The 23,260-nt window shown below is 69.1% G+C and carries 24 protein-coding genes; 23 read left to right on the forward strand and 1 reads right to left on the reverse strand.

The window, feature by feature from the left end; all coding sequences use genetic code 11:
* From ACK4SG_RS12685 to ACK4SG_RS12780, 20 genes are all read left to right on the forward strand, one after another.
* A complete protein-coding gene (locus ACK4SG_RS12685; protein WP_409602275.1) occupies positions 1 to 1,263 on the forward strand; it encodes a phage minor head protein in 1,263 nt (420 codons plus the stop codon).
* 3 nt (positions 1,264 to 1,266) lie between these two features.
* Complete coding sequence (locus tag ACK4SG_RS12690) at positions 1,267 to 1,851, forward strand: phage virion morphogenesis protein (protein WP_409602277.1); 585 nt, start codon at positions 1,267 to 1,269, stop codon at positions 1,849 to 1,851.
* A gap of 215 nt (positions 1,852 to 2,066) precedes the next feature.
* On the forward strand, positions 2,067 to 3,221 hold the full coding sequence (locus tag ACK4SG_RS12695) for a hypothetical protein (RefSeq protein ID WP_409602281.1): 1,155 nt from the start codon (positions 2,067 to 2,069) through the stop codon (positions 3,219 to 3,221).
* A 110-nt stretch (positions 3,222 to 3,331) separates the two neighbouring features.
* Positions 3,332 to 3,784 carry a capsid cement protein gene (locus tag ACK4SG_RS12700; RefSeq protein WP_409602283.1) on the forward strand — a complete coding sequence of 151 codons (453 nt, stop codon included), beginning with the start codon at positions 3,332 to 3,334 and terminating at the stop codon, positions 3,782 to 3,784.
* A gap of 87 nt (positions 3,785 to 3,871) precedes the next feature.
* Complete coding sequence (locus ACK4SG_RS12705) at positions 3,872 to 4,828, forward strand: hypothetical protein (protein ID WP_409602285.1); 957 nt, start codon at positions 3,872 to 3,874, stop codon at positions 4,826 to 4,828.
* 107 nt (positions 4,829 to 4,935) lie between these two features.
* Positions 4,936 to 5,298: a hypothetical protein gene (locus ACK4SG_RS12710; protein ID WP_409602287.1), complete on the forward strand. Its 363-nt coding sequence runs from the start codon at positions 4,936 to 4,938 to the stop codon at positions 5,296 to 5,298.
* Positions 5,299 to 5,318: 20 nt separating this feature from the next.
* A complete protein-coding gene (locus tag ACK4SG_RS12715) occupies positions 5,319 to 5,846 on the forward strand; it encodes a gp436 family protein (protein ID WP_409602289.1) in 528 nt (175 codons plus the stop codon).
* Positions 5,843 to 6,322 (forward strand): hypothetical protein, encoded by a 480-nt coding sequence (locus tag ACK4SG_RS12720; protein WP_409602291.1) that lies wholly within the window; start codon positions 5,843 to 5,845, stop codon positions 6,320 to 6,322. Before ACK4SG_RS12715 ends, ACK4SG_RS12720 begins: the two co-directional genes overlap by 4 nt.
* The gene (locus tag ACK4SG_RS12725) at positions 6,319 to 6,495 is read left to right on the forward strand and encodes a hypothetical protein (protein ID WP_409602293.1); all 177 of its coding nucleotides are present in this window, start codon (positions 6,319 to 6,321) and stop codon (positions 6,493 to 6,495) included. Before ACK4SG_RS12720 ends, ACK4SG_RS12725 begins: the two co-directional genes overlap by 4 nt.
* Positions 6,495 to 7,250, forward strand: a complete 756-nt coding sequence (locus ACK4SG_RS12730) for a hypothetical protein (RefSeq protein ID WP_409602295.1) — start codon at positions 6,495 to 6,497, stop codon at positions 7,248 to 7,250. Before ACK4SG_RS12725 ends, ACK4SG_RS12730 begins: the two co-directional genes overlap by 1 nt.
* On the forward strand, positions 7,250 to 7,789 hold the full coding sequence (locus ACK4SG_RS12735; protein WP_409602297.1) for a DUF6631 family protein: 540 nt from the start codon (positions 7,250 to 7,252) through the stop codon (positions 7,787 to 7,789). The genes ACK4SG_RS12730 and ACK4SG_RS12735 overlap by 1 nt, the downstream gene beginning before the upstream one ends.
* Before the next feature lie 194 nt (positions 7,790 to 7,983).
* The gene (locus ACK4SG_RS12740) at positions 7,984 to 10,728 is read left to right on the forward strand and encodes a phage tail length tape measure family protein (RefSeq protein WP_409602299.1); all 2,745 of its coding nucleotides are present in this window, start codon (positions 7,984 to 7,986) and stop codon (positions 10,726 to 10,728) included.
* The gene (locus ACK4SG_RS12745; protein WP_409602301.1) at positions 10,728 to 12,482 is read left to right on the forward strand and encodes a hypothetical protein; all 1,755 of its coding nucleotides are present in this window, start codon (positions 10,728 to 10,730) and stop codon (positions 12,480 to 12,482) included. The genes ACK4SG_RS12740 and ACK4SG_RS12745 overlap by 1 nt, the downstream gene beginning before the upstream one ends.
* A complete protein-coding gene (locus tag ACK4SG_RS12750) occupies positions 12,475 to 13,317 on the forward strand; it encodes a phage BR0599 family protein (RefSeq protein ID WP_409602303.1) in 843 nt (280 codons plus the stop codon). The genes ACK4SG_RS12745 and ACK4SG_RS12750 overlap by 8 nt, the downstream gene beginning before the upstream one ends.
* The gene (locus tag ACK4SG_RS12755; protein ID WP_409602305.1) at positions 13,308 to 13,751 is read left to right on the forward strand and encodes a hypothetical protein; all 444 of its coding nucleotides are present in this window, start codon (positions 13,308 to 13,310) and stop codon (positions 13,749 to 13,751) included. Before ACK4SG_RS12750 ends, ACK4SG_RS12755 begins: the two co-directional genes overlap by 10 nt.
* Positions 13,748 to 13,966: a hypothetical protein gene (locus ACK4SG_RS12760; protein ID WP_409602307.1), complete on the forward strand. Its 219-nt coding sequence runs from the start codon at positions 13,748 to 13,750 to the stop codon at positions 13,964 to 13,966. Before ACK4SG_RS12755 ends, ACK4SG_RS12760 begins: the two co-directional genes overlap by 4 nt.
* On the forward strand, positions 13,956 to 17,483 hold the full coding sequence (locus ACK4SG_RS12765) for a hypothetical protein (protein WP_409602309.1): 3,528 nt from the start codon (positions 13,956 to 13,958) through the stop codon (positions 17,481 to 17,483). Before ACK4SG_RS12760 ends, ACK4SG_RS12765 begins: the two co-directional genes overlap by 11 nt.
* Positions 17,483 to 17,866 carry a hypothetical protein gene (locus ACK4SG_RS12770; RefSeq protein WP_409602311.1) on the forward strand — a complete coding sequence of 128 codons (384 nt, stop codon included), beginning with the start codon at positions 17,483 to 17,485 and terminating at the stop codon, positions 17,864 to 17,866. Before ACK4SG_RS12765 ends, ACK4SG_RS12770 begins: the two co-directional genes overlap by 1 nt.
* A gap of 1 nt (position 17,867) precedes the next feature.
* Entirely contained in the window at positions 17,868 to 18,344 is a 477-nt protein-coding gene (locus ACK4SG_RS12775; RefSeq protein ID WP_409602313.1) for a hypothetical protein, read from the forward strand.
* Positions 18,341 to 19,072: a LamG domain-containing protein gene (locus tag ACK4SG_RS12780; protein WP_409602315.1), complete on the forward strand. Its 732-nt coding sequence runs from the start codon at positions 18,341 to 18,343 to the stop codon at positions 19,070 to 19,072. Before ACK4SG_RS12775 ends, ACK4SG_RS12780 begins: the two co-directional genes overlap by 4 nt.
* Before the next feature lie 32 nt (positions 19,073 to 19,104).
* On the opposite strand, the gene ACK4SG_RS12785 is transcribed toward ACK4SG_RS12780, so the two are convergent.
* Positions 19,105 to 20,892, reverse strand: coding sequence for an acyltransferase family protein (locus tag ACK4SG_RS12785; protein ID WP_409602317.1), 1,788 nt, complete (start codon positions 20,890 to 20,892; stop codon positions 19,105 to 19,107).
* Between the two features lie 177 nt (positions 20,893 to 21,069).
* Between ACK4SG_RS12785 and ACK4SG_RS12790 the strand changes: the two genes are divergently transcribed.
* The 3 genes from ACK4SG_RS12790 to ACK4SG_RS12800 are packed head-to-tail and all read left to right on the forward strand — an operon-like array spanning position 21,070 to position 23,047.
* A complete protein-coding gene (locus ACK4SG_RS12790; RefSeq protein ID WP_409602319.1) occupies positions 21,070 to 21,279 on the forward strand; it encodes a hypothetical protein in 210 nt (69 codons plus the stop codon).
* On the forward strand, positions 21,276 to 22,421 hold the full coding sequence (locus ACK4SG_RS12795; protein WP_409602321.1) for a GNAT family N-acetyltransferase: 1,146 nt from the start codon (positions 21,276 to 21,278) through the stop codon (positions 22,419 to 22,421). The genes ACK4SG_RS12790 and ACK4SG_RS12795 overlap by 4 nt, the downstream gene beginning before the upstream one ends.
* Complete coding sequence (locus ACK4SG_RS12800; RefSeq protein WP_409602323.1) at positions 22,412 to 23,047, forward strand: formyltransferase family protein; 636 nt, start codon at positions 22,412 to 22,414, stop codon at positions 23,045 to 23,047. The genes ACK4SG_RS12795 and ACK4SG_RS12800 overlap by 10 nt, the downstream gene beginning before the upstream one ends.
* Positions 23,048 to 23,260: the final 213 nt, after the last annotated feature.

The following is a 23,260-nucleotide window of genomic DNA, read 5'->3' on the forward strand; positions in this document are numbered from 1 at the left end:
GTGGCCACGGTCGCCTACGGCTCGCTGCCGTTCAAGCAGCAGATCGCGTTCTTCCGGCAGAAGACCAACGTCCTGACGGACAGCTGGCTGGACCTGTGGGAGGCCCAGCACGACAACGGCTTCATGGTGGCGGGCGCCAACCGCATCGACCTGCTGGCCGATCTTCACCAGGCGGTGCGCGCCACCGTCGAGGACGGCGAGACGCTGGCGCAGTTCCGCGCCCGCTTCGACAGCATCGTGGCGAAGCACGGCTGGGACTACAACGGCGGGCGCAACTGGCGCTCGCGCGTGATCTACGAGACCAACCTGCGGCAGAGCTACAACGCCGGCCGCTGGCACCAGGAGCAGCAGCTCAAGACGCTGCGCCCGTGGAAGCAGTACAAGCACAGCGACGCCGTGGAGCACCCGCGCCCGGTGCACCAGAGCTGGGACGGCAAGGTCTGGCACGTGGATGACCCGGTGTGGAAGGTGATCCACCCGCAGAACGGCTGGGGCTGCCAGTGCTACACCCAGCTGCTCAACGACCGCGACCTGAAGAAGCTGGGCAAGACGGGCCCCGACGCGCCGCTGCAGCTGCAATGGGTGGACGTGATGGTGGGCCAGCGCAGCCCCGGCGGCCCGCGCCTGGTGCGCACGGTCGAGGGCATCGACCCCGGCTTCGCCTACGCGCCGGGCAGCAGCCTGGACACCTGGCCGAAGGCCGGCCCCAAGGCCCCGCGCACGCCGCCGGCGCTGCAGCGCACGTTGGTGGAGTCCGCCCAGGACGCGCTGCGCAAGAGCGCGCGCCTGCCTGCCGCAGCAGCGGCGGCGGCACTTGGGGAAATCTTCGCGCTGCGTCGCGCGCAGGATGCGTTGCAGGCGGGCTACGCGGAGTTCCAGGCATATGCCGCCGGCGGGTCGTGGCAGGGCGCGCGCTACATGGTCGGCATGTTCGACGACGTGCTGCTGCAGGCGATGGGCGCGCGCGGCATCACGCCCGCCACCGCCGCGATTGCGATCCGCGATGCCGAGATCCTGCAGTCGCTCGCCAGCGGCGCCGACGCCGCGGCGATGGCCGCGCTGCCGGCGTATCTGCGCAGCCCGCTGGCGGTGCTGTGGGACGCATCGAGGGCCGAGCTGCTCTACCTGGCCACCGACGGCACGCGCCTGCTGCTGGCGCGCGTGGGCGTGACCGGCGCGCTGCCCGAGGTGCGCGGCGTTTCGATGCTGGACAACGTGACGGCGCTGGAGCGGTTCCCGCTGCTGCGCGGAAGCCTGGAGTAGGGCATGGCCGGCGCACGCGTCGAGATCACCCGCAACACCGCCAGCCCCAAGCTCAAACGGCTGGCGGCGCGGCTGCACGGCGAGGGCCGGCAGCTGCTGTTCGCGGACATGGGCGAATACCTGCTGCGCAGCACGCGCGAACGCGCGGCCAAGCAGATCGACCCCGACGGCAACAAGTGGCGCGCGCTGTCGCCCGGCTACGCGAAGTGGAAGGCGAAGAAGCGCCCCGGCGTGCCGATCCTGAAGTTCGACTTCCACATGCTGGGCGACCAGCTCAGCTACGAGGCCGGCCAGGATGAGCTGCTGGTCGGCACCAATGCGCCCTACGGCGCCATCCACCAGTTCGGCGGCACCGTCCACCGCGCCGCGCACTCGCGGAAGCTGGCCTTCGGCAAGGACAAGCCCAACCGCATGAAGGTGTTCGCGCGCGCCGGCAGCAAGGACGTGGACCACGAGCAGTGGGCGACCGTGGACGCGTACGATGTCACCTTGCCCGCGCGCCCCTGGCTGGGGCTGTCGCAGGAGGACGACACGGAGCTGCTGGCGATCGTCGTCGACCACCTCGGCGAGGCGTTGGACGGCGATTGAACGTGCGGCGATTTGAGGCCCGTTGCTGGCCTGCCCGGGGCCACCGCACCGCCGTACCCCTGCACGCCGCGTTATAACGCGTCACGGGCGCAGCAATCCGCCTTTTCGGTCGCCGCCCAACCCCCCACTCGCCGGAAACCGACTCGCGCGCACGCGTGTGTGGTCGGAACCTGCGTTCCGAGACTGACGCGCGGCGTGGCCCGAAAGTGCGGGCCATGAAGACGAACGCCGCCCTCCTGCATGTGTTCCGCGCTGGCACCCACACCGCCACCGACGGCAAGGCCTACGAGTTCAGCGAGGCCGACGTTGCCGACATGGTGGACAGCTACGACCCGAAGGTGTCGCGCGCGCCGCTGGTAGTGGGCCACCCGAAGATCGACGACCCGGCCTTCGGCTGGGCCGCGGAGTTCAGCCGCGACGGCGGTGAAGTGTTCGCCACGCCGGAAGCGGTGGACCCGCAGTTCGCCGAGATGGTCAACGCGCAGCGCTTCTCCAACATCAGCCTGTCCGTGTACCTGCCGGAATCGCCGGGCAACCCGAAGCCTGGCCACTTCTACCCGCGGCATATCGGTTTCCTGGGCGCGCAGCCGCCGGCGGTGAAGAACCTGCAGCGCCCGCAGTTCGCCGAGGGCGACGGCGCGGTGGCGTTCTCCATGCCGATGCCGCGGCGGCTGTCCAGCCTTGGCTACTACCTGAAGCGGCTGTTCCAGGGCACGCGCGACGACGCCATCGAGCGCGTTGGTGCCGAGAAAGCGGAACAGCTCATCCCGCAGTGGTGCATCGATGGCATCGCCGAAGCCACCGCGGACGACGACCAGGCCCATGCCGCGTTCGCGGAGGCCAACAACACGGAGCAGACCATGTCCCAGGACAAGACCAACGCCGCCGCGGCCGACTTTGCCGAGCGCGAATCCCAGCTCACCGCCCGCGCCACCGAGATCGAGCAGCGCGAGAAGGCGCTCAAGGAGCGCGAGGACGCCGCCCGCCGCGCTGACGCGGCCGAGTTCGCCGAGGGCCTGGTGCAGGCCGGCAAGGTGCTGCCGCGCCAGAAGGCCGGCATCGTGGAGCTGCTGCTGGCGTTCCCCGCCGGCACCGTCCTGAACTTCGCCGAGGGCGACGGCCAGGCCGCCACCGACCACGACGCTCCCGAGCTGCTTCGCGCCTTCCTGGACGATCTGCCCAAGCGCGTGGACTTCGCCGAGAAGTCGGCCGGCCACGACAACGGCGCGCCGGCGCCCGCCAACTTCGCCGCGCCGGAAGGCACGCAGGTGGATGCCGGCCGCATGGAGCTGCACAGCAAGGCCGTCGCCTACCAGGCCGCGCATCCCGGCACCGCGTACATGGCCGCCGTCAAGGCGGTCGGCGGCTGACCCCTTCGGCGGCACCCGTAGGTCGATATGCCGGGTAAGGCGCAGCGCGCGGTGGCCGGCCCGCCGAACCAGAGACCCCAGCAACCAACTCGCGCCAGGAGCGCATGACCATGACCCAGAAGATTTCCATCCTCACCCTGGCCGTGATCGCCAGCGCCGCCATCGCCGCGGAGCGCTTCATCGGCGCCGACGGCAACTACCCCACCGCGGGCGGCGCCGCCTTCGGCGTGACCAACACCAGCGGCGCCAACGGCGACCGCGTGCCGGTCGATGTCATGGGCACCTCGATCGCCACCGCCGGCGACGTGATCGATGAAGACGATCTGCTGCAGGTCGGCACCGACGGCAAGCTGGTGCCGCACACCACCGGCGTGGCCGTGGCCAAGGCGCTGCAGGCGGCCGGCGCGGACGGCGAGCGCTTCGAAGTGCTGTTGCTGCCGAACGCCGGCGTGCGCAAGGCCGCCGCCCAGGCGGACTCCGTGGCCGCGGACGTGGCCACCCTCACGACCGACTTCAACGCCCTGCTGGCCAAGCTGCGCACGGCCGGCGTGATCGCCACCTGACCCATCGCGCCAGGCAGCGGATAACCCGCCTGCGCCCGCGTCACCTGACCCCGCGCCACGCGCGCAACCACCACAAGCGAGAAGACCATGACCCAGATGACTACCGGCCAGGCGCGCATCGTCGATCCGGTCCTGACCACCCACGCCACCGGCTACATCCGCCCCGGCAACATCGGCAGCGCCCTGTTCCCGCGCGTGGAAGTGGCCACCCGCGCCGGCAAGGTGCTGGCGTTCAAGAAGGAAGGCTTCCGCCGATACAACACCAAGCGCGCGCCCGGCGAGGCCACCAAGCGCATCCAGTTCGGCTACGAGGCCGGCAACTACGCCATCGTCGACGCGTCGTTGGAAGCGGTGGTGCCGGACGAAGTGGGCCAGGAGGCCGCGGCCGGCCCCGGCATCGATATGTCGATGGATTCCGTCGACCTGGTGCTGGACGTGTTCGAGATCGAGCACGAGTGCGAGTGCGCGGACATCGCCCGCAACCCCTCCAACTACGACGCTGACCACAAGGTTGCGCTGGTCGGTGCGGCCCGCTGGCGCGGTGCCAACGGCGACCCGACCGCCGTGATCGAGGCGGGCAAGGAAGCCATCCGCGCCACCATCGGCGTGCGTCCGAACACCGCGGCGATTTCCGCGTCCGCATTCGCTGCGCTCAAGGCCAACGCCAAGATGCAGACGCACGTGCAGAACCTGCAGAAGGACACGCTGACCGTCGAGATGCTGAAGGCGCTGTGGGAGATCCCCAACATCGTCATCGGCGAGGCGGTCGTGGCCGAAGGCGCGGACGATGACCTGGGCGATATCTGGGGCCACGACGTGATCCTGGCCTACGTGGCGCCGCCGAATGGCAGCAACCGCCGCAGCGCCGCCCGGCCGAGCTACGGCTACACCTACAGCCTGCGCGGCCAGCCCAACGTCCGCCAGGCGTACCGCGACGAGAACCGCCAGTCGTGGATCCACCAGGTCAACAACAACCGCACGCCGCAGCTGACCGGCATGGTCGCCGGCTACCTGATCCAGAACGCGGGCGCGGCCCCGGCCTGACGCACAACCGTGGGAGCGGAGCGGTCGCTTTAGGGCGGCCTAGCGAACGCCGGCGAAACCAGGCGTGACAGCCGGAGAGACGGCCCACTTTCAACCGAGGATCTGACATGCCCAAGGCCAGCAACACCACGAAGGCCGCCGCCAAGCAGGCCGGCAAGAAGACGGCCACGGCGCCCCGCGTGGTGCGCAGTGAATCCGCCGCGGCGGCCAAGCAGAACGCCAACCCGGAAACCGCGATGTTCCAGGTGCTTCAGCCCTTCTGGCTGGGCGGCGACGTCGTCAAGCCGGCCGCCCCGAACGGCGCGCCGGTCTTCGTGGAAATGACCCCCGCCGAGGCGGAGCAGTACCAGGAGGCCGGCGTGCTGGGCACCGAGGCCGGCGAAGTGCCGGCCGCACCGAATACCCCCCCGAGCGACGAAGCCAACCCCGCCGGCGGTGAGCCGCCGGCGGGCGCGGCCGGCGCGCAGTAATCCCACCAGAGCCCGCGCCCATGTATTGCACCCTCGTCCAACTTGCCGATGCCAAGCTCGCCCGCGAGCTGGCGCAAGCCGCCACGCCGGAGCGCCTGCGCATCCCCGCCGACGAGGTGATGGATGCGGTGCTGCGCGGCGCCGGCACCACCAGCATGGACCCGGACGACGTGGCCGCGGCGCAGGCCGCTGTGGTGGTCATCGGGCGCGCGCTGGACAGCGCCGACGCGCTGATCGATGGCTACCTGCGCATGCGCAAGCCGGTGCCGTACACCGTGCCGCTGTTGCCGGTGCCGGAGGTGGTGTCGGTGTGGGCGCAGTGGATCGGCCGCTACCTGCTGCACAAGGAACGCTTCGGCACCGAGGAAAAGACCGACCCGGTGGTGCGCGACTACAAGGAGGCGATCCGCCTGCTGCAGGAAGTCCGCGACGGCAAGTTCAGCCTGGGCGTCGAGGACCCGCTGGCGCCGCCCAGCAGCGGCGCGCCCGCCTTCTGCGGCCCCGCCCGCGTGTTCTCGATGGACACGCTGAAGGACTTCGGCACGTGAGCGCCGCGCCCTTCGACGTCGGCCCGATCATCGCCCGCCTGCGCACGCGCGCAGTCAAGCCGGACGGCCTGCGCCTGGTCGAGGGCCGCGGCGCCTACGCCAAGATCCGCTCGCTGCAGGACTTCCCCGCGCCCTGCGCCTACGTGCTGCTGGCCAGGGAATCGGCCATGCGCACCGATACCGGCATGAGCATGCCGGGCGAGCAGTCCGACATCGGCCAGCTGATGCAGGTCGGCGTCGGCGTGGTCATGGCGTTCCGCAACCACCGCGGCCTGGCCGGCGACGAGCTGCGCGATGAGCTCAACGCCCAGGTCGGCATTGTGCGCAACCACCTGCTGGGGTGGACACCGGACGTCCCCGGCGCCGCGCAGCTGCAGTTGGTCGGCGGCGACCTCGAGGATTACGACGCCGGCGTCGCATTGTGGGCCGACCGCTGGCAGACCCGCCACTTCATCCAACCGGAGATCACCCCGTGAACGATCCGAAGCAAACCACCGTGGTCATCACGGCGGACAACCACACCCACGCCGGCCAGCCCGTCGCCAAGGGCACGCCGCTGACCGTGGACGAGCACACCGCGGCATGGATGGTGGCCAACAACATCGCCAAGCCGGCCGCCGCTGAAGCCCCGAAGAAGGAGGCGAAGTAATGTCCACCGTGACCAAGTATTTCTCGCTGCAGGGCCGCCTGAGCAAGTTCAAGCGCAACCCGGACGGCAGCAAGGGCGCCGGCCTCTGGTTCCAGAACGTGCCCAAGTTCGACCTGTCCATCGAAGTGAGCGAGGAGTCGATCAAGGAATCGCACTCCGGCAACAAGATGAAGGACCTGATCTTCGAGGTCGAGAAGGGCATCAAGACGGCCTACACGCTGCATGGGTTCGCCCTGGAGAATCTGGTCTCCGCGCTGTGGGCCAGCCGCTATACCGTCGCCACCGGCACGGTCAGCGGCGAAGAGCTGCCGACCGGCCTGCTGGTCGGCGACTACTTCGCCCTGGACAAGCAGAACACCTCGGCGTGGTCGCTGGTCGATTCCACCGGCACGCCGGTGGCGCTGGTCGCCGGCACCCACTACGCCCAGGTCTCGGCGTTCGCCGGCCACGGCCAGATCCTGGACCTGACCGGGCTGACCCAGCCGATCAAGGCCAGCTACAGCCACGCGGAGAGCAACGCGCTGTCGCTGCTCACCACCCGGCCGGACGACCACTTCCTGGTCTTCGACGGCATCGAAACGATCAGCAAGTCGCGCGCGTACCTGGAGATCCCGCGCCACACCAACAGCCCGATCGCATCGCTGCCGCTGATCAACAACGACGGCGTGGGCACGATGGAACTGTCGGGCGAGGCGCTGTTCAGCGGCACCGACCCGAACTTCCCGCTGGGCAAGTTCGTGCTGAGCGCCGCCTGATGGCCAAGAAGATCAGCCGGAAGGAAGCGACGGCGTCGGCGCAGGAACGCGCCGCCGCCGACGCTGCGGCGGCGGCCGCCGCCCAGGCCGCCGCCGAGCTGGACATCCTGCACCCCGAGCGCAGCATCCGCCTGCGCGGCCGGCTGCTGACGCTGCGCGAGTACGGCTACATCGAGGGCCTGAACCTGCAGCCCGGCATCCGCGACCTGCTGGAAGCGCTGTACGGCCTGTTCGATCGCGCCTCCGCGCCGCCATCCGCGGCGCAGGTGCGCGAGGTGTTCACCGCGCACGCAACCACCCTGCAGTGGCTCATGGCGCAGGCGTTCACGCCGTACCCGGAAGACCCCGGGCAGCTGCAGGCATTCTCCGCGCAGGTGGCCGAGAACTGCCGCTTCGTGGCCACGCTGGACGACATTGAGGGCGATGCCCTGATGGCCGCCTGGTGGGGGGCGAACGCCGGTTTTTTTATCCGCCGCTTCCGCGAGCGCCGGCTGGCGGAGGCAAGCCGGTCGGCGCCATCCGGCTCTACGCAACCCTGATCCGCGCCAACTACGGCCGCACCCCGGACGAGATCGGCCGCCGCTTCACCCGCCGCCAGGTCAACGCGTTCTTCGCCGAGGAACAGGCCCGCGAACGCCGGGAGCGCCGCATCCGCATTTCGGACACCAACGCCGCCATGAGCGGCGGCGACCGCGCCCAGAAGCTGCTCCACGACCTTGAGGACTGACCCGCCGTGAACACCCGCACCCTTGACGTCGCGCTGCGCATTGCCGCCGACCTGGACGGTGCGGCGAAGGAAGTCGATGCGCTGAGCGGTTCGCTGGACGGGGTGAAGGGCGCCGGCCAGAACGCCGCCCAGGGCCTCAACGCCGCGGCCACCGCCTCCGGCAAGAGCAGCGCCGCCAACCAGGCCAACGCGGCAGCCGCGAAGGCGGCCAGCACCGCGCAGACCGCGCTGGGCGCCGCGACGCAGAAGACCTCGGCCATCCAACAGCGCGCCGCCATGACCGCCGGCGAGCTGCGCAACGCGCAGCGCCAGCTGCCCATGCAGATCACCGACATCGTGACCGGCCTGGCCAGCGGCCAGTCCGTCTTCATGGTGGCGATCCAGCAGGGCGGCCAGCTGCGCGATGCGTGGGGCGGCATCGTGCCGGCGGGCCGGGCGCTGCTGGGCACCATCACGCCGATGGTTGCGGCCGTCTCCGCCGGCGCCGCCGCATTTGCGGTGCTGGGCATGGCTCTGTACGAAGTCGCGCAGGACGAGAAGGCCGTCAACGACGCGCTGCTCACCACCGGCAATTACGTCAACACCACCGCCGCCAGCGTGGATGCGATGGTGGGGAAGCTGGCCGAGCTGCAGGGCGTGACCGAAGGCGGCGCGCGCGACGCGCTGTTGGCGGTGGCCCAGAGCGGACGAATCACCGGCGAACAGTTCGAGCGCGTGGCAACGGTGGCCGCGCGCATGGAGGCTGCGGTTGGCCAGAGCATCGACACCACCGTCGAGAAGTTCGAAGCGATCGCCAAGTCGCCGGTCGAGGCCCTGCTGAAGCTCAACGAGACCGAGCACTTCCTCACCGAAGCGCAGCTGGAGCGCGTGCGGGCCCTGGTCGAGGAAGGCCGCGAGCAGGACGCCGTCGCCGAGGGCGCGCGGATTTACGCCGACCGCTTGGACGACATCGCCGACGCGGCCGAAGTGGCGCGGCCGCACCTTGCCCGTATGTGGCAGGACGCCAAGGAGGGCGCTGCATCTGCATGGGAGGAAACCAAGAACTTCGCCGAGTTCCTAGCCGCCGCCGGGGCCAAGTTCAACGAGCTGCCCTGGTACATGAAGTTCGGCCCCACTGCGGGCATCAGCGCCATCCGCGCCCTGTACCAGGCTGAGCCGGCCCAGCCCGGCCAGGTGGCATCGGTTGCCGGCGCGGTGGACTCCGAAGCCGAGCGAAAGCGCGACAAGGACCGCAAGCAGGCCGAGCAGGAATGGGCGCGCCTGCAGCAGTCCAACCTCAGCAAGGAGCAGAAGCTGGAAGCGGAGATCGTCGAGATCCGCAAGACCGGCGTCGCGCTGGGGAAGAACGACGCCGAGATCGAGGCGCAGATCGCGCAGGCCCGCGCCCGCTACAAGGAAAGCCTGCCGAAGGGGCGCAAGGGCGACAAGACCGAAGCGCAGAAGGACCAGGAGGCCGCCGCCCGCGAGCTGGCCAACCTCGAAAGGCAGATCGCCCTGGCCGGCGCCCTCGCCGACGGCGAAAAGCGCGTCAGCGAGGAAGCCCGCGTCCGCTACGAGGTGGAGAACGGCGCCTACAAGCTGGCCAGCGCGGCGACCCAGCAACAGCTGATCGACCAGGCCAAGCTGCTGGACGCCCGGCGAGCAGAGCGCGAAGAGGCCGAGAAGAAGGCCAAGGCCGACGAGGACGCGCGCCGCGCCTACGATCGCCTGCGCGCGGAGCTGGCCACCCCGGTGGAAAGCACGCTGCAGCAGATCACCGACCAGGTGAAGACCCTCAACGACGCGCTGCGCGTGGGCGGCGAAAAGCTGGTGCCGGAGTACCAGGCGCAGCTGGCGCGCATCTTCGATGGCGCGTACACCAAGGCGCCGAAGTTCCAGTCGCCATATGCAGGGCAGGACGACCTGACCGGCCTGCTGGGCGACCAGACGCAGTTCGATGGGTATCTGCAGCGCCTGCAGGACTGGTATCAGAAGCAGCAGGACATCGTGGCGCAAGGCCGGGCCGAGAACGCGGCGCTCAACGCGCAGTGGGACGCGCAGGAAGAGCGCGCCCGCATCGAGCACGCCGCGCGCCTGCAGGAGCTGACGCAGGCCCAGCACCAGATGCAGCTGGCGGCCACCGCCTCGATCTTCGATTCGATGGCGCAGATCGCCTACAACGCCGCCGGCGAGCAGTCGCGCGCCTACCAGGTGCTGTTCGCGATCTCCAAGGGCTTCGCCGTTGCGCAGGCCGCCGTGGCGCTGGCGCAGAACGTGGCCGAGGCCAGCAAGGTCGGCTTCCCGCAGAACCTGCCGCTGATCGCCGCGGCGTTCGCACAGGGCGCGCAGATCACCGCCATCCTGTCCGGCGCCAACTTCCGCCCCGGGGGTTACGCCGACGGCGGCTATACCGGCCCAGGCGGCAAGTACCAGCCCGCCGGCATCGTCCACAAGGGCGAAGGCGTGTTGAGCCAGGAGGACATGCGGGCGCTGGGCGGCCCGGCGGGCTTCTACGCGCTGCGCCACGCTATCCACAACGGATACGCCGAGGGCGGGCTGGTGATGCCAGCGGAGCGTGCCGAGCCGCTCGTCCGCCTGCAGGCGCCGCCCGCGCCCTCGGTGCATCAGCAGGCCTCGATGCGCGCGTACCTCTATCAGGACATCGACCAGCTGCGCGCGGCGATCCTCAACCACCCCGCGGCCGAGAAGATGATGGTCGCCACCATCGGCGACAACGGCCAGGCGATTCAGGCCAGCTGGGGGAACGGCTGATGCCCTGGGTGCCGATTGGCCAGGCGGCCTACCGCGCGGCGTTCTACGCGAATTCGCAGAACCCTGACGTGCACATCAACATGCGCAACAGCAGGGTGACCTACGCGGCCACCAGCCGGGACAACGTGTCCGCGTCCTACAGCATTCGCGTGGGCAGCAACCACTACCCGAGCAGGCAGGTCAAATATCGGGTCACGGTGGAGAGTTACGAGGCTGCCGACTCAGCGGGCAAGGAAGGGCTCTGGTACTCGCCGGCGTACTTTGTGGTTTACCACAGCCCGGTCATGCCGCAGCCGTTCATCCAGAAGAATCTGGCAGCGCCCTACGTTGACGGCGAACCCGACCCGTCGATGCCAAGCAATGATCCAGTGATGGAGTGGACCCCGGCGCAGGTCGAAGTGGACACCCCCATGCAGTACTTCGTCTACCGGGGCTCCTACACGGGCGAAGTGCACCTCCCCGCAGATGAAACCGACACGGCCTGGTCGCACTTCATCGAAGTGTGGGTGGACGACGACATCCTTGCCGCCGGCGGTGGCAGCAGCGGCGGCGGCGCGAGCCCCGCCGGCGATGGGCGCCTCTGGCCGCTGACGCCGGACTGGAACGAGCCCGTCACCGAAGGGCTGGCGTGGGGCACCAGCGTGAACGTGGCCAGCGCTACCGGCGTGTCCGTGCACGAGGCCTACCAGCTCGGCCCGCAGAGGTCCTTCACCTTCGAGGTTGCGGCCGCACGGCGCGGCGATCGGCAGATGGCCGACGCGCTCCTGGCCGGCCATCGCGGCGCATGGCTGTTGCCGGTCTTCCACGATGTGCAGCGCCTCACGTCGGCGGTGGACGCAGGCGACGATTACATCGCCTGCAGGACGGACGGCTTCGACTTCGTGGCCGGCGGCCGCGCGGTACTGTGGGCGTCGCCGACGCATTGGGAGCTGGTGTGGATCAGCGAGATCGATCCCGCCGGGCTGGCCCTGTCCGGCGCCCTTGCGGGCAACTGGCCGGTGGGCACTCGCCTGTACCCCGTTCGCCGCGCGCGCGTCCAGGACGGCTCCGAAGAACGCCTGCTCACCGACCAAGCGAGTCGACGCAAGCTGGCCTTCGACATCGACGAGCCCTGCGACTGGCCCGCGCTAGGCTCGCTGCCGCTGTACCTGACCCACCCGGTGCTGGAAGCACGGCCGGATGAAAGCGAGGCGCCTACCGCGTCCTACGCCCGGCTGCGCCAGGGCTCGAACTATCCCGGCGCGCTGCCCTTCGCCTACGACCTGGCCGACCAGGCGCTGCGCGCCCAGAGCACTGCGTGGAAGCTGGTGGGCCGCGCGCGCCACACCTGGCACCGCTCGCTGCTCTACCTGCTGGCGGGCCGCGCAACGCCGGTATGGCTGCCCAGCTTCGCCGCCGACCTGATCCCGGCGGCCGCGATTGCCGGCGGCAGCACGGCACTGAGCGTCGAGTGGGCCGGCTACACCCAGCTGGGCAAGGGCCGCCATAACCGCCGCGACCTGCGCATAGAGCTGGTCGACGGCACCGTCCATTACCGGCGCATCACCGACGCCGTAGAGGCCGGGGCAACCGAAACCCTGACGCTGTCGGCCGCGCTGGGCGCCGGGGCGATTGCGCCGGCGCAGATCCGGCAGGTGTCGTTCATGGCGCTGGCCACGCTGGCCGGCGACAGCGTGGAAATCACCCACGTCACCGACGCCGACGGCACGGCCACCGCCACCCACGGGTGGCAAGCGGTGGTGCCGGATGTCTAGGTTCGGCGGCAGGGGCGTGCGGCTGTTCCGCTTCCAGCTGCAGAACATGGTGTGGCTGTTCGCTCAGGCAGACCGTGTGGTGACGGTTGGCGATTCCGTGTGGCAGCCCGGCGGGATCGAGCGCGACGAGATCAAGCAGAACAACGAGCGCGCCCAGGACAAGCTGAAGATCCGCATGGATTACCTGCGGGACAGCGCGGCCCCGGTGGGCATGCTGCCGGCCACACAGTCGCTGGGCGACGTGTGGCACCCATACGTGCCCAGCAGCGTGGTGCGCGTCTCCTGTTACACGCTGGACGCCGCCGGCGCGCTGAACCATGACTGGTCCGGCGAGGTTCGCCAGCCGAAGTTCACCGACGTGGAGCTGGAGCTCACCTGCGTGCCCGGCAACAGCCGGGGCGAAGCGCGCAACCAGGGCATGAAGTTCCAGCGGAGCTGCTCCAAGACCGTGTATTCCACCGGCGTCCGCGGCTGCAATCTGAACCCCGCCGCCTTCACCATCGCCGCAGTACTCACCGGCGCCACCGGCCTGACCCTCACTGCAGCTGAGTTCGCCACCGCGCCGCATTCGCTGCTGCAGGGCTGGCTGTCGTGGACGCGGCCCAACGGGATCGTTGAGCGCCGCACCATCGTCCACCACAGCGGCAGCGAAGTGCGCCTGCTGTACGGCGGCCAGGGGCTGGCCAATGGCCTGGCCGTTACCGTGCTGCCGAACTGCCCCGGCACGTTCGCCGCTTGCGCCGCACGCCGTGGCGACCCGGAGCTGCACTACAGCGGCGCGATCTATGAGCCGATCGAGAACCCGCACCAGGGAGGCTCGATGTCATGGGGCTGATCGAGAAGTGCCGCCCGTCTGAGCGCTTGCGTGCCCTCGTGGATCTCCACACGCTGCGCCTGCGCTACTGGTATCTGGACACCGACGCCGGCATCCACGCGCAGCTGTGGGCGTTCGCGGCGGCGCTGCTGGTGCTGTTGGTACAGATCGTGCGGATGGCGGTTGCCGCGGCGTTTCCGGAGGCCCGCCCGGAGCCGGCGCAGGCTGTGGTCTGGTGGGTCGTACAGCTCGTGATCGCCATCGTCTCTGCGGTCATCGCCTACGCGCTGCGACCGAAGATCGAGACGCCGAAGCCCGCCGAAGCCGACATGCCGACGGTCGAAGACGGCCGCGCGGTGCCCGAGGCCCACGGCACGGTCTGGATCGAGGACGAATTCATGCTGGCCTACAAGGTCGTCGACCGCGTGCCGATCAAGAGCGGGGGCAAGAAGTGACCGCCCGCATCCACATGCGTCACGTGCGACAGCTGCGAGGCCGCGGCGTGACCTGCACGGCCGGCATCCGCGCGTGGTGCGCGCAGCACGGCGTGGATCTGCGCGTGCTGGCCAGCGAGGGCTTGCCAGTGGAAGTGGTGGCGCGCATCGGCGGGCCGTTCGTGGAGCAACTGCTGGAGATCCAGCGCACGGAGGCACAGCGCGATGGGCGGTAAGAACAAAAAGGTCACTACCGGCTACTGGTGGGAAGTGGCGCTCCACGATGGCCTGTGCCTGGGCCCGCTGGACGCCTTCCTGGAGTTCCGCCCCGGCACCAAGACGGCGTGGTCCGGTCGCATCACCGCCAGCACCACCATCAGCATCAACCAGCCCGACCTGTGGGGCGGCGAGAAAGACCAGGGCGGCGTGGTGGGCCCGCTGGCGGTGATGTTCGGCGAGGCCGACCAGTTGCCCAACGCCTACCTGACCGGCGCGTTCGGCAACCAGACCGTCGCCTGGCGCGGCATCGCCACCGTCGCCCTCGAGGGCGCCCGCTATGGCGCCAACAACCCGTGGCCCCAAAAGCGCGCGTACAAGCTCGAGCGGATCAAGCAGGGCTGGGATGCCGGGTGCTGGTATGAGGCAAAGGCGGCGGTACCGCTCGGTGGTAGTGGCGGCGGTGGTCCAGGTGTTCCTCCTGAACTCGGATACAACATCGGCAGGAGGGTCGAGATCGTCGCGGCTGTGAGTGCGCCGTCCATTTGCACAGTCGAGCTTGCGGAAGCGCACGGGCTGGACTACACGTTGTTGGACGAGGCGTTCTGGTTCTGGAGGGAAAACGAGTCAGGCCTTGGCTTCATAAAACTGCATGCCGAGGGCGATTCTGAGGTTGCGCTCAATCTCATTTCGCGCGGCTGGCAGATTAACGAAACCGCCCTGGTGAAGTTCTATAGCGGCGTACTAGGCGCGGTGATCCTGACAACGGACGATGTTCCGCCTTTTGCACCTGAGGGCTACTCTTGGGATGTTACCGCCGCTTTCCCTGTGGCCTCTTCGCTTGGCACGGTTTACATGTGGGTGTCCGGGGTCAACTCCATAGGCCCCAATAACTCATCCGTTTCAGGCGAAGCACTTTTCGCCGAAAACCCCGCCCACGCCATCGTCTGGGCGCACACGCAGGAGCACTGCGGCGCGCAGCCGCTGGCCACGGTCAACGCCGCCAGCGCGCAGGCCGCGGCCGACTGGTTCTATGCGCAGGGCTTCGGCATCTGCACGCTTCGCTACCCGGACAAGGAGAGCGCCGCCGAGTTCATTCGCCGCATCGAGCGCGTGGCCGGCTGCAGCTGGATCCAGAACCGCGCCGACGGCCAGTGGTACATCGACATCGCCAACGGCCAGTACACGCTGGCCGATCTGCCCGCCCTCACCGACGACGACATCGTCAGCTTCGAGGAAGTGCCCACCGTCCTGGATGAGGCGGTCAACTCGGTCAGCGTGAAGTACTTCGACCCGCAGCGGAAGGAAGCCATCACCACGCCGCCGCTGCGCGCGATGGGGCTGGTGGCCGAATTCGGCACGATCCACCAGACCTACGAATTCCCGGAGCTGCCCACCGACGCACTGGCCAACCGCGTGGCCAACCGCGAGCTGCTGGCCCGCTGCACGCCCACCCGCGTGTTCAACCTGGTCACGACCCGCAAGACCGCCGGCTGGCGCCGCAACACCTACTTCCGCCTGCAGTCGCCGAAGCGCGGCATTGCCGACATGGTGTGCCTGTTGGCCGAAGTCAACGACGGCTCGCTCAAGTCCGGCGCGGTGCAGATCAAGGCCACGCAGGACATCTACAGCCTGCCGACCACGGTCTACACCGAAACCGAGCAGGGCGTGGACACCCGGCCGCCCACCGAGCCGGTACCGGCCACTGCGCAGCTGGTATTCGAGGCGCCCTACGTCGACGTGGTGGCCGCGCTGCCTGCCGCGGAGTTCGATGCCCTGGCCGGCGATGCAGGCTTCGCGGTGGGCGTGGCCGCCAACCCCGGCGGCATGCTGGACTTCACCATGCGCGTGGACGCCGGCGCGGGTTTCGCCAACACCGCCACCGGCGACTTCTGCAAGATCGCCACGCTGGCGGCGGACCTGCCCCCGCAGCAGCAGACGGCCATCGCGCTGGTCAGCGCAGCCGGCCTGGCCGGCGTGGAAGTTGGCAGCGCATGCATTGTCGGCGCGGAGTGGTGCCGTGTGGATGCGATCGACACCGGCGCCAACACCATCGCCCTGGGCCGCGGCTGCGCCGACACCGTGCCCGCGTTGCACCTTGCCGGCACCCGGATCTACTTCTACGCCTCCGCGGCCGCCGCCGACCCCACGGAATACACCGACGGCGAAGCCATCGACATCAAATTGCTGCCGCGCACGGGGAGCAAGCTGCTGGCCGATGCGGACGCCACAACGCTGCCGCTGACCTTTGCGCGTCGGCTGGCACGGCCTTACCCGCCCGCGCAACTGCAACTCAACGGCGTTTCAATCTTCGAAGCGTCCACCGTAGACCCGGGCGCGGGCGGTGGCGGTGGTGGCGGCGCTGGCGGCGGCGCAGACCCCGGCGGCGGCGCCATTCCCTCCACGGGCCCAGCGGTGACGCCGGAGGGCACGCCGGCTTCCACCGCGCTGGGGCCGAATGGCGGCTTTGCCGATGATGCGCCCTACGCGCTGCCCCTACCGCCGCACAGCCCGTCCACCTCACTGATCGCGGATGGCGACTTCGCCGGGGCCGATTCGCTGGCCCCGTGGTCCACGGCAAGTGGCGCGGCGCCAGGTCCTGAGTGGAGCCTGGAGAGCGACGGCGCCGGAGGCAACCGCGCTCGGTACGCCGGCACCGGAACGGACCTCTATTACTACTCGCAGACCTACCGGATGCCGAGCCAGCCGCTGCCGCGCTACGAGCTCCAGCTCAGCGCTTCCATGCAGGCAGAGCCCGGTATGCGCGTGACGGTAGGGTTCTTCACTGGCTTGAGCACGAGCTCCGTCAAGGCGCTCAACTACGAGGGCCCGTTTGACGCCCCCGGCGCGCTGACCGTGACCAAGAACCTGGCCGGCAGCGGGTGGTTCGACAAGGAGGTGAAGGTGCTGCCCACCGGGCAACACGTTGCGAAGTACGCCACACCGATGGTGGTGTTTGAGAAATCCTCCGGGCTGGACGTGCCGAGCGCGGGGTGGTTCGACAAGTGCTACCTGTACGCCACCAAGATCGACCCGGCCGCGACCGCGCAAACCTTGGCGCACCTTGCCTTCGATACCGGGCTCACCGGCTGGACGCTGCAGCCCGCGGCGGATGCGGGCTCGCCCACGCTGTCGGCAACCGCCGGCGTGCTGGCGATGTCGCCCACGGGCGCGCAGCGCACCTACCAGAACGTCATCTGCGATGATCCGATCGACTTGGCCGACGCCGTCGGCAAGTACGTGGGCATCACCGCCGATTTCTGGAGCGACGACCCCGCCGCCGCCAGCGGCGTGACGCAGAACGGCGTGGCGCTGGGCATCATCGCCAAGGACACCGTGGCCGGCACCTACGCCGCTGCGCCCATCCTGGGCTGCTCCTACCAGCGCGGCGACTTCACGCAGCGCGAGGTGTGGATCCGCGTGCCGGAGATCGCCGGCGTGACCTGGCACCTCTGCGCAAGCCTGCGCGCGGCCACCGGCAAGGCAGCCAAGCTCCGCGCGATCAACGTGCGCGTCACTGACGCGGTGGTGGACTGATGGCACTCACCCTGAGCTGGGTTCCCCGCAACCGCGACCTGCAGGCCGACCTGCTGGTGGACCACTTCGCCGCCGGCACCACCGCGCCCGCCGGCTGGGCGGTGGTGGTGGAGTGGCGCTTCCGCGCAACCAGCGGCGACCCGTGGGGCGCGCCAACAATCCAGACCGTGGCACCGCCCACGCTGTCGGCGGAATACACGCCGCCAGGCGACGGCTTCGTGCAGGTCACCTGCTACGCGATCGAGGGAGGCCTCGCCAGCTGGCAGGGCTACGTCGCGGAGTGCGCGGTATCTGGCGGCGTGCCGATTACCCCCGAGCCCTACGTCGACGAAGACGCTCAAGGCTACGTCGACGAGCTTGGCAACCAATACGAGGATCTCTGACATGGCTGTACGTTGGAAAGACAAGGGCAAGCTGGCTGCGCTGGCCGGAACGGAGCGCATGCCCGCAACCAGCATGGCGGGCGGCACAAAGGAAGGCGGCGGCACGGTAGCCGAGGAAGAGGACATCCACCTCACGCCGGATGACCTGCGCGACTTCGCAACCAAGTCGAAGATCGTCACGGAGATCGTGAGCGGGGTGATCACGCCCGCCGGCGACACCGATGAACTCCGCCCGCCCGCATTGACCGCCGCGCTGACCATCGCGAACCCCAGCAGCGCGATGCGCGACGGCGACGGCTTCACCATCGAGCTGATCGATAACGGCGCCTCCCGCGCGCTCACCTGGGGCAGCAAATACGCCAACCGCATGGGCACGTTGCCCGCGGCAACCATCGCCGGGAAGCGGCACTACCTGGGCGTGAAGTACGTCGCCGCCGACGACACGCTCTACTGCATGTACGCGCAGGTGCAGCCGTGAAGCCGTGGGAGATGATGCGGCGGTTTGGCGCGGTGTCGACTGCGCCTCCCGCCGGGAGCACAACAGCATCCCTCTTGCATTTCGATGGAGCAGATGGCAGCACGGTGTTCACTGATGAAACGGGTAAGGTGTGGACACCAACCGCCGGACCGACGATCGACGCAGCCAACAAAAAGTACGGAACGGGGTGCGGGAAATTCCCTTACATCACCAATGCCAACGGCTACCTCACCACGCCTTACAGCGATGACTTCGCCTTCGGCAGCGGGGATTTCACAATCCAATTTTGGGTGCGTTGGATAAGTACGACGCCTTATTACGGTCCGGTGATCTGTCTTGACTCAATCGGCGGCACTCGCGGCTGGAGAATTGTGAAAGGGGACACAACGAACATTTTGCAGTTCGCCATTGATACCAATATCGACTCGTACGTGCTGAATGATTCCGGCGTCGTCCCGACAGCTAGCATGGCCCACTATGCTTGGGTGAGGGATGGCTCCATGCTGCGTCTGTATCGGAATGGCGTGCAGGTGGCCAGTCGTTCGATCTCCGGATCCGCCAATGCACCTAACGTCCCTTGCGTGGTTGGCGCGCTGTGGGCTCTGACCGGTCCGGTCAACAACAACCGTCTTTACGCCTACCTAGACGACCTGAAGGTTGAGAAGGGCTTCTGCCAATATCCGGGAGGGGCCGCTTTTTCTCCGCCTCCAGGCCCCTTGGCTTTGTGATACCTCACTGCTAGACCAGCCAGGCGGGCCGTCTACTCAGCGAGTTGCCCAGGAATAGGCTCGGCTGTGCCTGGCACCAGGCGTCGAAACCTTGCGTCCAGGTGCGGCGTCAAGGATTCAGCGAGCGCCGCGGCGATGTGCCGACGATCAAAGTACGCGGCCCTATCGCAGGCGCCGGCCGGGCAAACGAACGGATTCATGTCCACCGCCGAGACGTTGGGAATCCCGCGCATGGCCTCGAGTTCCCACCGGCGGACGTTGTCATAGGCCTCTTGGCCATTGACCCGCAGCAGCGGCGTGGATCGCATGAGGGCCACGCTTCCAGCAGCCGCAGCGGCGCGCTCAAGAACGCTGCGGGTGCCCGCCACCCACTGTTCACCGCTGAACCCGTAGCTGTTCGCCGATCCGGTGATGACGAGATCGGGGTGATGCCGGTCTAGCCATTGCAGCGCGCCATCTCGCCACTCTGCGCACTTGGTGAAGACCCCACCAATCCGCTCGTAGTAGAACGCCGCGTCGACCATCGGGCAAGAGGATTTGGTCAGCACCACCAGGCGCCACCCCGGCCTGTCGAAGATCCGGCGCACGGCCGGGAACCATTGCATTACGACGCTGTCTCCCAGCATGACCACGGTGCGCTCGCCATCCTTGTCTCCGAAGACGCACGGCACCACCTGCGCGCTTTCATACCAGCCGTCGCAGCCCATGTCGTAGATCGGAATCAGCCGTGCCCTGGTGGCCGCGGCCTGTTCCTTGGCGGGCGTGGGCTTTGGCAGCTCGCTGGCCAGCACGAGCGCCGAAGCGCACAGCACGGCGATCGCGGAGGTTGCAGCAGCGACCGTTTGGCGCGCCGGCCGCACCCAAGTGCGCCGCAGCGGCTGCTCGATCCAACGGTAGGACGCGGCGGCCGCCGCCAGTGCCGCGGCGACTTGCAGCCACACCGGCAGGGCCTTGCCCAGCACCATGACTGGCCAGTGCCACAGGTAGAGCGAATAGGAGACCAGCCCGACCAGCACCAGCGGCCGCGAGGCCAACAATGCGTTGCGCTGCCCCGCGTGGACGCCGGCGATCACCATGCTGGCGCCTACCACCGGCAACAGCGCGCCGGTGCCGGGGAAGCGCGCAAGCGGCACCAGGCACGCGACCAGGACCACCACGATGCCGAGCGGCGCCACCCACGGCCGGGCCGGAATGCGGTTCACTGCAACCAGGCCGCCGGCCGCCAGTTCCCAGGCGCGCATCGGGGCTTGATAGAAGGCCGCGCGATCCTGCCCGTGCGCCAGCAGCCATTCGGCCGCGGCGAACGAGGCGGCCGCGATCAGGCCGAACACCAGCGCCGGCCGGCGCCGCGCCAGCAGCACCACCAGCGGCCATGCGAGGTAGAACTGTTCCTCCACGCCGATCGACCACAGATGAAGCAGCGGATTGGCGTGGGCTTCCGGGTCGAAGTAGCCGTTTGCGGCGGTGGCGAAGAAGACGTTGGCGGCGAACGCGAAGGCGGCCGCGCCGGCCTGGACGGTCTGCCGCAGCTCGGCCGGCGGCAGCAGCGCTGCGCTGGCCAGCAGCGTGGCCACGGTGACCACCAGCAGCGCCGGCAGGATGCGACGCGCGCGGCGCGCGTAGAAGTCGATGATGTCGATACGCTGGTGCGCCAAGACCTCCTGGCGCAGCATCCGGGTGATCAGGTAGCCCGAGATCACGAAGAACACGTCCACGCCCACGAACCCGGCCGGCGGCCCGAAGCCCGCGTGGAACCCCACCACGGCGAGGACCGCGATAGCGCGCAGACCGTCGATCTCGGGCTTGTAGGCGGTGCTCATGGGGCGACTCTATACCCCCGCCGATTTCACTTTCCAAGCCGTGCCACGCGAGAATCACGAAAACAGGGCGGCGAGCCGATGCCGGCAAGCATCGACCCGCCGCCGCAACGCACGCGATCTCACCGCGTGGAATTGGCCGAGGCCCTGCCGCTCCCGAGAGCGCAGACATCCTCGGCGATGACCATCGCAGGAGGTGAGACTGTGCAGAAAGACCAACCCACCGGGGCCAGCCTGAGCGGCGCCAAGGCGTCGCCGGGGCGCAACCGGTACCGCTACAGACAGCAGTTCGGCATCGTGGTGATCTGCGACAGCGAGCGCGCCCAGGAAGCCGCCTACAGGCGCCTGCAGCGCGCGGGGTTCAAGCAACTCAAGGTGGTGACCGTATGAAGATCTCGGTCAACCACAGCTGCTCCGACTTCGACAGCTACCGCGCCGCTCGGGTGAAGTCGCTGTTCAACTGCGACAGCGGGGCCAACTTCGCGCTCGAGGCCGACCTGCCGATCGACGACAGCGACTGGCGCGTTGGCGTGGTGGTCGGGCCTTCCGGATCCGGCAAGACCAGCATCGGCCGCCAGTTGTTCGGCCCGCGCGCGGTCTGGCGGCCACGCTGGCCGAAGGATGCGCCCATCGTCGATGCGATCGCGCCGGCGTCAGAGTTCGATTCGGTGCCCGCCGCGTTGTCCGCCGTCGGCCTTGGATCGGTGCCGGCGTGGCTGCGCCCCTATCACGTGCTGAGCAATGGCGAGCGCTTCCGGGCGGATCTGGCCAGGCTGATTGCCGAGCGACCGGCGCGCGCCGTGGTCGACGAGTTCAGCAGCGTGGTGGACCGCCAGATTGCCCGCATCGGTGCGATGGCCTTCGCCAAGGCGTGGCGGCGCGGCGCCGGCCAGGCTGTGCTGCTCAGCTGCCACTACGACGTGCTGGATTGGGTGGAGCCGGACTGGATCTTCGACACGGCCAAGGGCACGTTCGAGCGGGCGGAAGCCGGGAGGCGACTTCGGCGACGCCCGCCGATCTCGTTCGAGCTCTGGGAGACCGACCGCCATCAATGGCCGGCGTTTGAGCCTCACCACTATCTGAAGCTGCCGGCGATGATCGCGGCGACGTACTACGTGGCCGCGGTGGATGGCCAGCCGGTCGCCCACGTGGCCGTCAGCACGCGTCCGGGGATGGTCGAGGCGCGCGCGTGCCGCCTGGTGGTAATGCCGGAGTGGCAGGGCGCCGGCATTGGCCTGCGCTTCCTGCAGGCCGTCTGCGAGCGCTGGCGGGCTGGCCAGAACCGCCACGGCATCTGCGTGCCCACGCTGTTCCACACCAGCCACCCGGGGCTTTGTGCGGCCCTGCGACGCGACCCGCGCTGGACGCAGGTCAGCGGTGCCCTGGTCGGCGACAACCGCACGAAGTGCAAGGAGTCGATGGCGCGTGCGGCCGCACGCGGGCGCATGGCGTTCACCGGCGCCGGCTATGGGGGGCACTTCCGCGCGGTCCAGGGCTTTCGGTACCTCGGGGAGGGCGCGGCATGCGCGTGATGCTGATCGGGCAGAAGTGGCTGGGCGCCGGCGCGCTGGCGCTGTTGCTGGAAAAGGGGCACGACGTGGCCTCTGTCGCCGCGCCGGTGGGCGACCGCCTGCACCTCGCGGCGGTAGCGGCGGGCGTCCCGGTCGCCGATCCTGGGCGCATTCTGGCGGCTTCGTGGGTGCCGCCCGGCACAGATTTGATTGTGGCGGCCCATTCACACAGCTACATCACCGGCGGCGCCCGGCGGGTGGCGCGCTTCGGCGCCATCGGCTACCACCCAAGCCTCCTGCCGCGGCACCGCGGCCGCGACGCTGTGCGATGGACGATCCACATGCGCGACCAGTTCGCCGGCGGCACGGTCTACTGGATGAACGACCGGGCCGACGGCGGTCCGATCGCGGCGCAGGACTGGTGCCATGTCCGGGACGGCGACACGGCCGATTCGCTGTGGCGGCGGGATCTCGGCCCGATGGGCCTGCGGCTGCTCGGCCGGGTTCTCGATGACGTGACCGCCGGGCGCTTGGTCATGGCCCCGCAGGACGAGGCGCTGGCCACGTGGGAGCCGGCCTTCGATCGGGCGGCACTCTCGGCGGCTTCACCGGCCGCCGCCCCGGCCCGGCGCGAGTCGGCTGTATGATTACGCCCCGTGAAATTACTTTGCGGCTACGGCAATTCGCCGGCGGCCGCGTTTATCTCACCCAGCCGGGCGATTTATCGCGCGCGGCTACAGGTAGCGTCGCGTTGATGACGTCCCCGTCCGCCACGCCACCCGATGCCCCCACGCCCCGGCCGTTCGTCGTGCCCTGCCGTCGCTTGGGCATGGACGCGCCCTGGCGCTGGCTGCGGCTTG

It is taken from the genome of Thermomonas sp. (assembly GCF_046293095.1).
In the GTDB taxonomy this organism is placed as follows: domain Bacteria; phylum Pseudomonadota; class Gammaproteobacteria; order Xanthomonadales; family Xanthomonadaceae; genus Thermomonas.

Coding starts and splice junctions, on each gene's coding strand:
- ACK4SG_RS12690 (WP_409602277.1), top strand. CDS start 1,267: ATGGCCGGCGCACGCGTCGAGATCACCCGCAACACCGCCAGCCCCAAG.
- ACK4SG_RS12695 (WP_409602281.1), top strand. CDS start 2,067: ATGAAGACGAACGCCGCCCTCCTGCATGTGTTCCGCGCTGGCACCCAC.
- ACK4SG_RS12700 (WP_409602283.1), top strand. CDS start 3,332: ATGACCCAGAAGATTTCCATCCTCACCCTGGCCGTGATCGCCAGCGCC.
- ACK4SG_RS12705 (WP_409602285.1), top strand. CDS start 3,872: ATGACCCAGATGACTACCGGCCAGGCGCGCATCGTCGATCCGGTCCTG.
- ACK4SG_RS12710 (WP_409602287.1), top strand. CDS start 4,936: ATGCCCAAGGCCAGCAACACCACGAAGGCCGCCGCCAAGCAGGCCGGC.
- ACK4SG_RS12715 (WP_409602289.1), top strand. CDS start 5,319: ATGTATTGCACCCTCGTCCAACTTGCCGATGCCAAGCTCGCCCGCGAG.
- ACK4SG_RS12730 (WP_409602295.1), top strand. CDS start 6,495: ATGTCCACCGTGACCAAGTATTTCTCGCTGCAGGGCCGCCTGAGCAAG.
- ACK4SG_RS12735 (WP_409602297.1), top strand. CDS start 7,250: ATGGCCAAGAAGATCAGCCGGAAGGAAGCGACGGCGTCGGCGCAGGAA.
- ACK4SG_RS12745 (WP_409602301.1), top strand. CDS start 10,728: ATGCCCTGGGTGCCGATTGGCCAGGCGGCCTACCGCGCGGCGTTCTAC.
- ACK4SG_RS12750 (WP_409602303.1), top strand. CDS start 12,475: ATGTCTAGGTTCGGCGGCAGGGGCGTGCGGCTGTTCCGCTTCCAGCTG.
- ACK4SG_RS12755 (WP_409602305.1), top strand. CDS start 13,308: ATGGGGCTGATCGAGAAGTGCCGCCCGTCTGAGCGCTTGCGTGCCCTC.
- ACK4SG_RS12765 (WP_409602309.1), top strand. CDS start 13,956: ATGGGCGGTAAGAACAAAAAGGTCACTACCGGCTACTGGTGGGAAGTG.
- ACK4SG_RS12770 (WP_409602311.1), top strand. CDS start 17,483: ATGGCACTCACCCTGAGCTGGGTTCCCCGCAACCGCGACCTGCAGGCC.
- ACK4SG_RS12775 (WP_409602313.1), top strand. CDS start 17,868: ATGGCTGTACGTTGGAAAGACAAGGGCAAGCTGGCTGCGCTGGCCGGA.
- ACK4SG_RS12785 (WP_409602317.1), bottom strand. CDS start 20,892: ATGAGCACCGCCTACAAGCCCGAGATCGACGGTCTGCGCGCTATCGCG.
- ACK4SG_RS12790 (WP_409602319.1), top strand. CDS start 21,070: ATGACCATCGCAGGAGGTGAGACTGTGCAGAAAGACCAACCCACCGGG.
- ACK4SG_RS12795 (WP_409602321.1), top strand. CDS start 21,276: ATGAAGATCTCGGTCAACCACAGCTGCTCCGACTTCGACAGCTACCGC.
- ACK4SG_RS12800 (WP_409602323.1), top strand. CDS start 22,412: ATGCGCGTGATGCTGATCGGGCAGAAGTGGCTGGGCGCCGGCGCGCTG.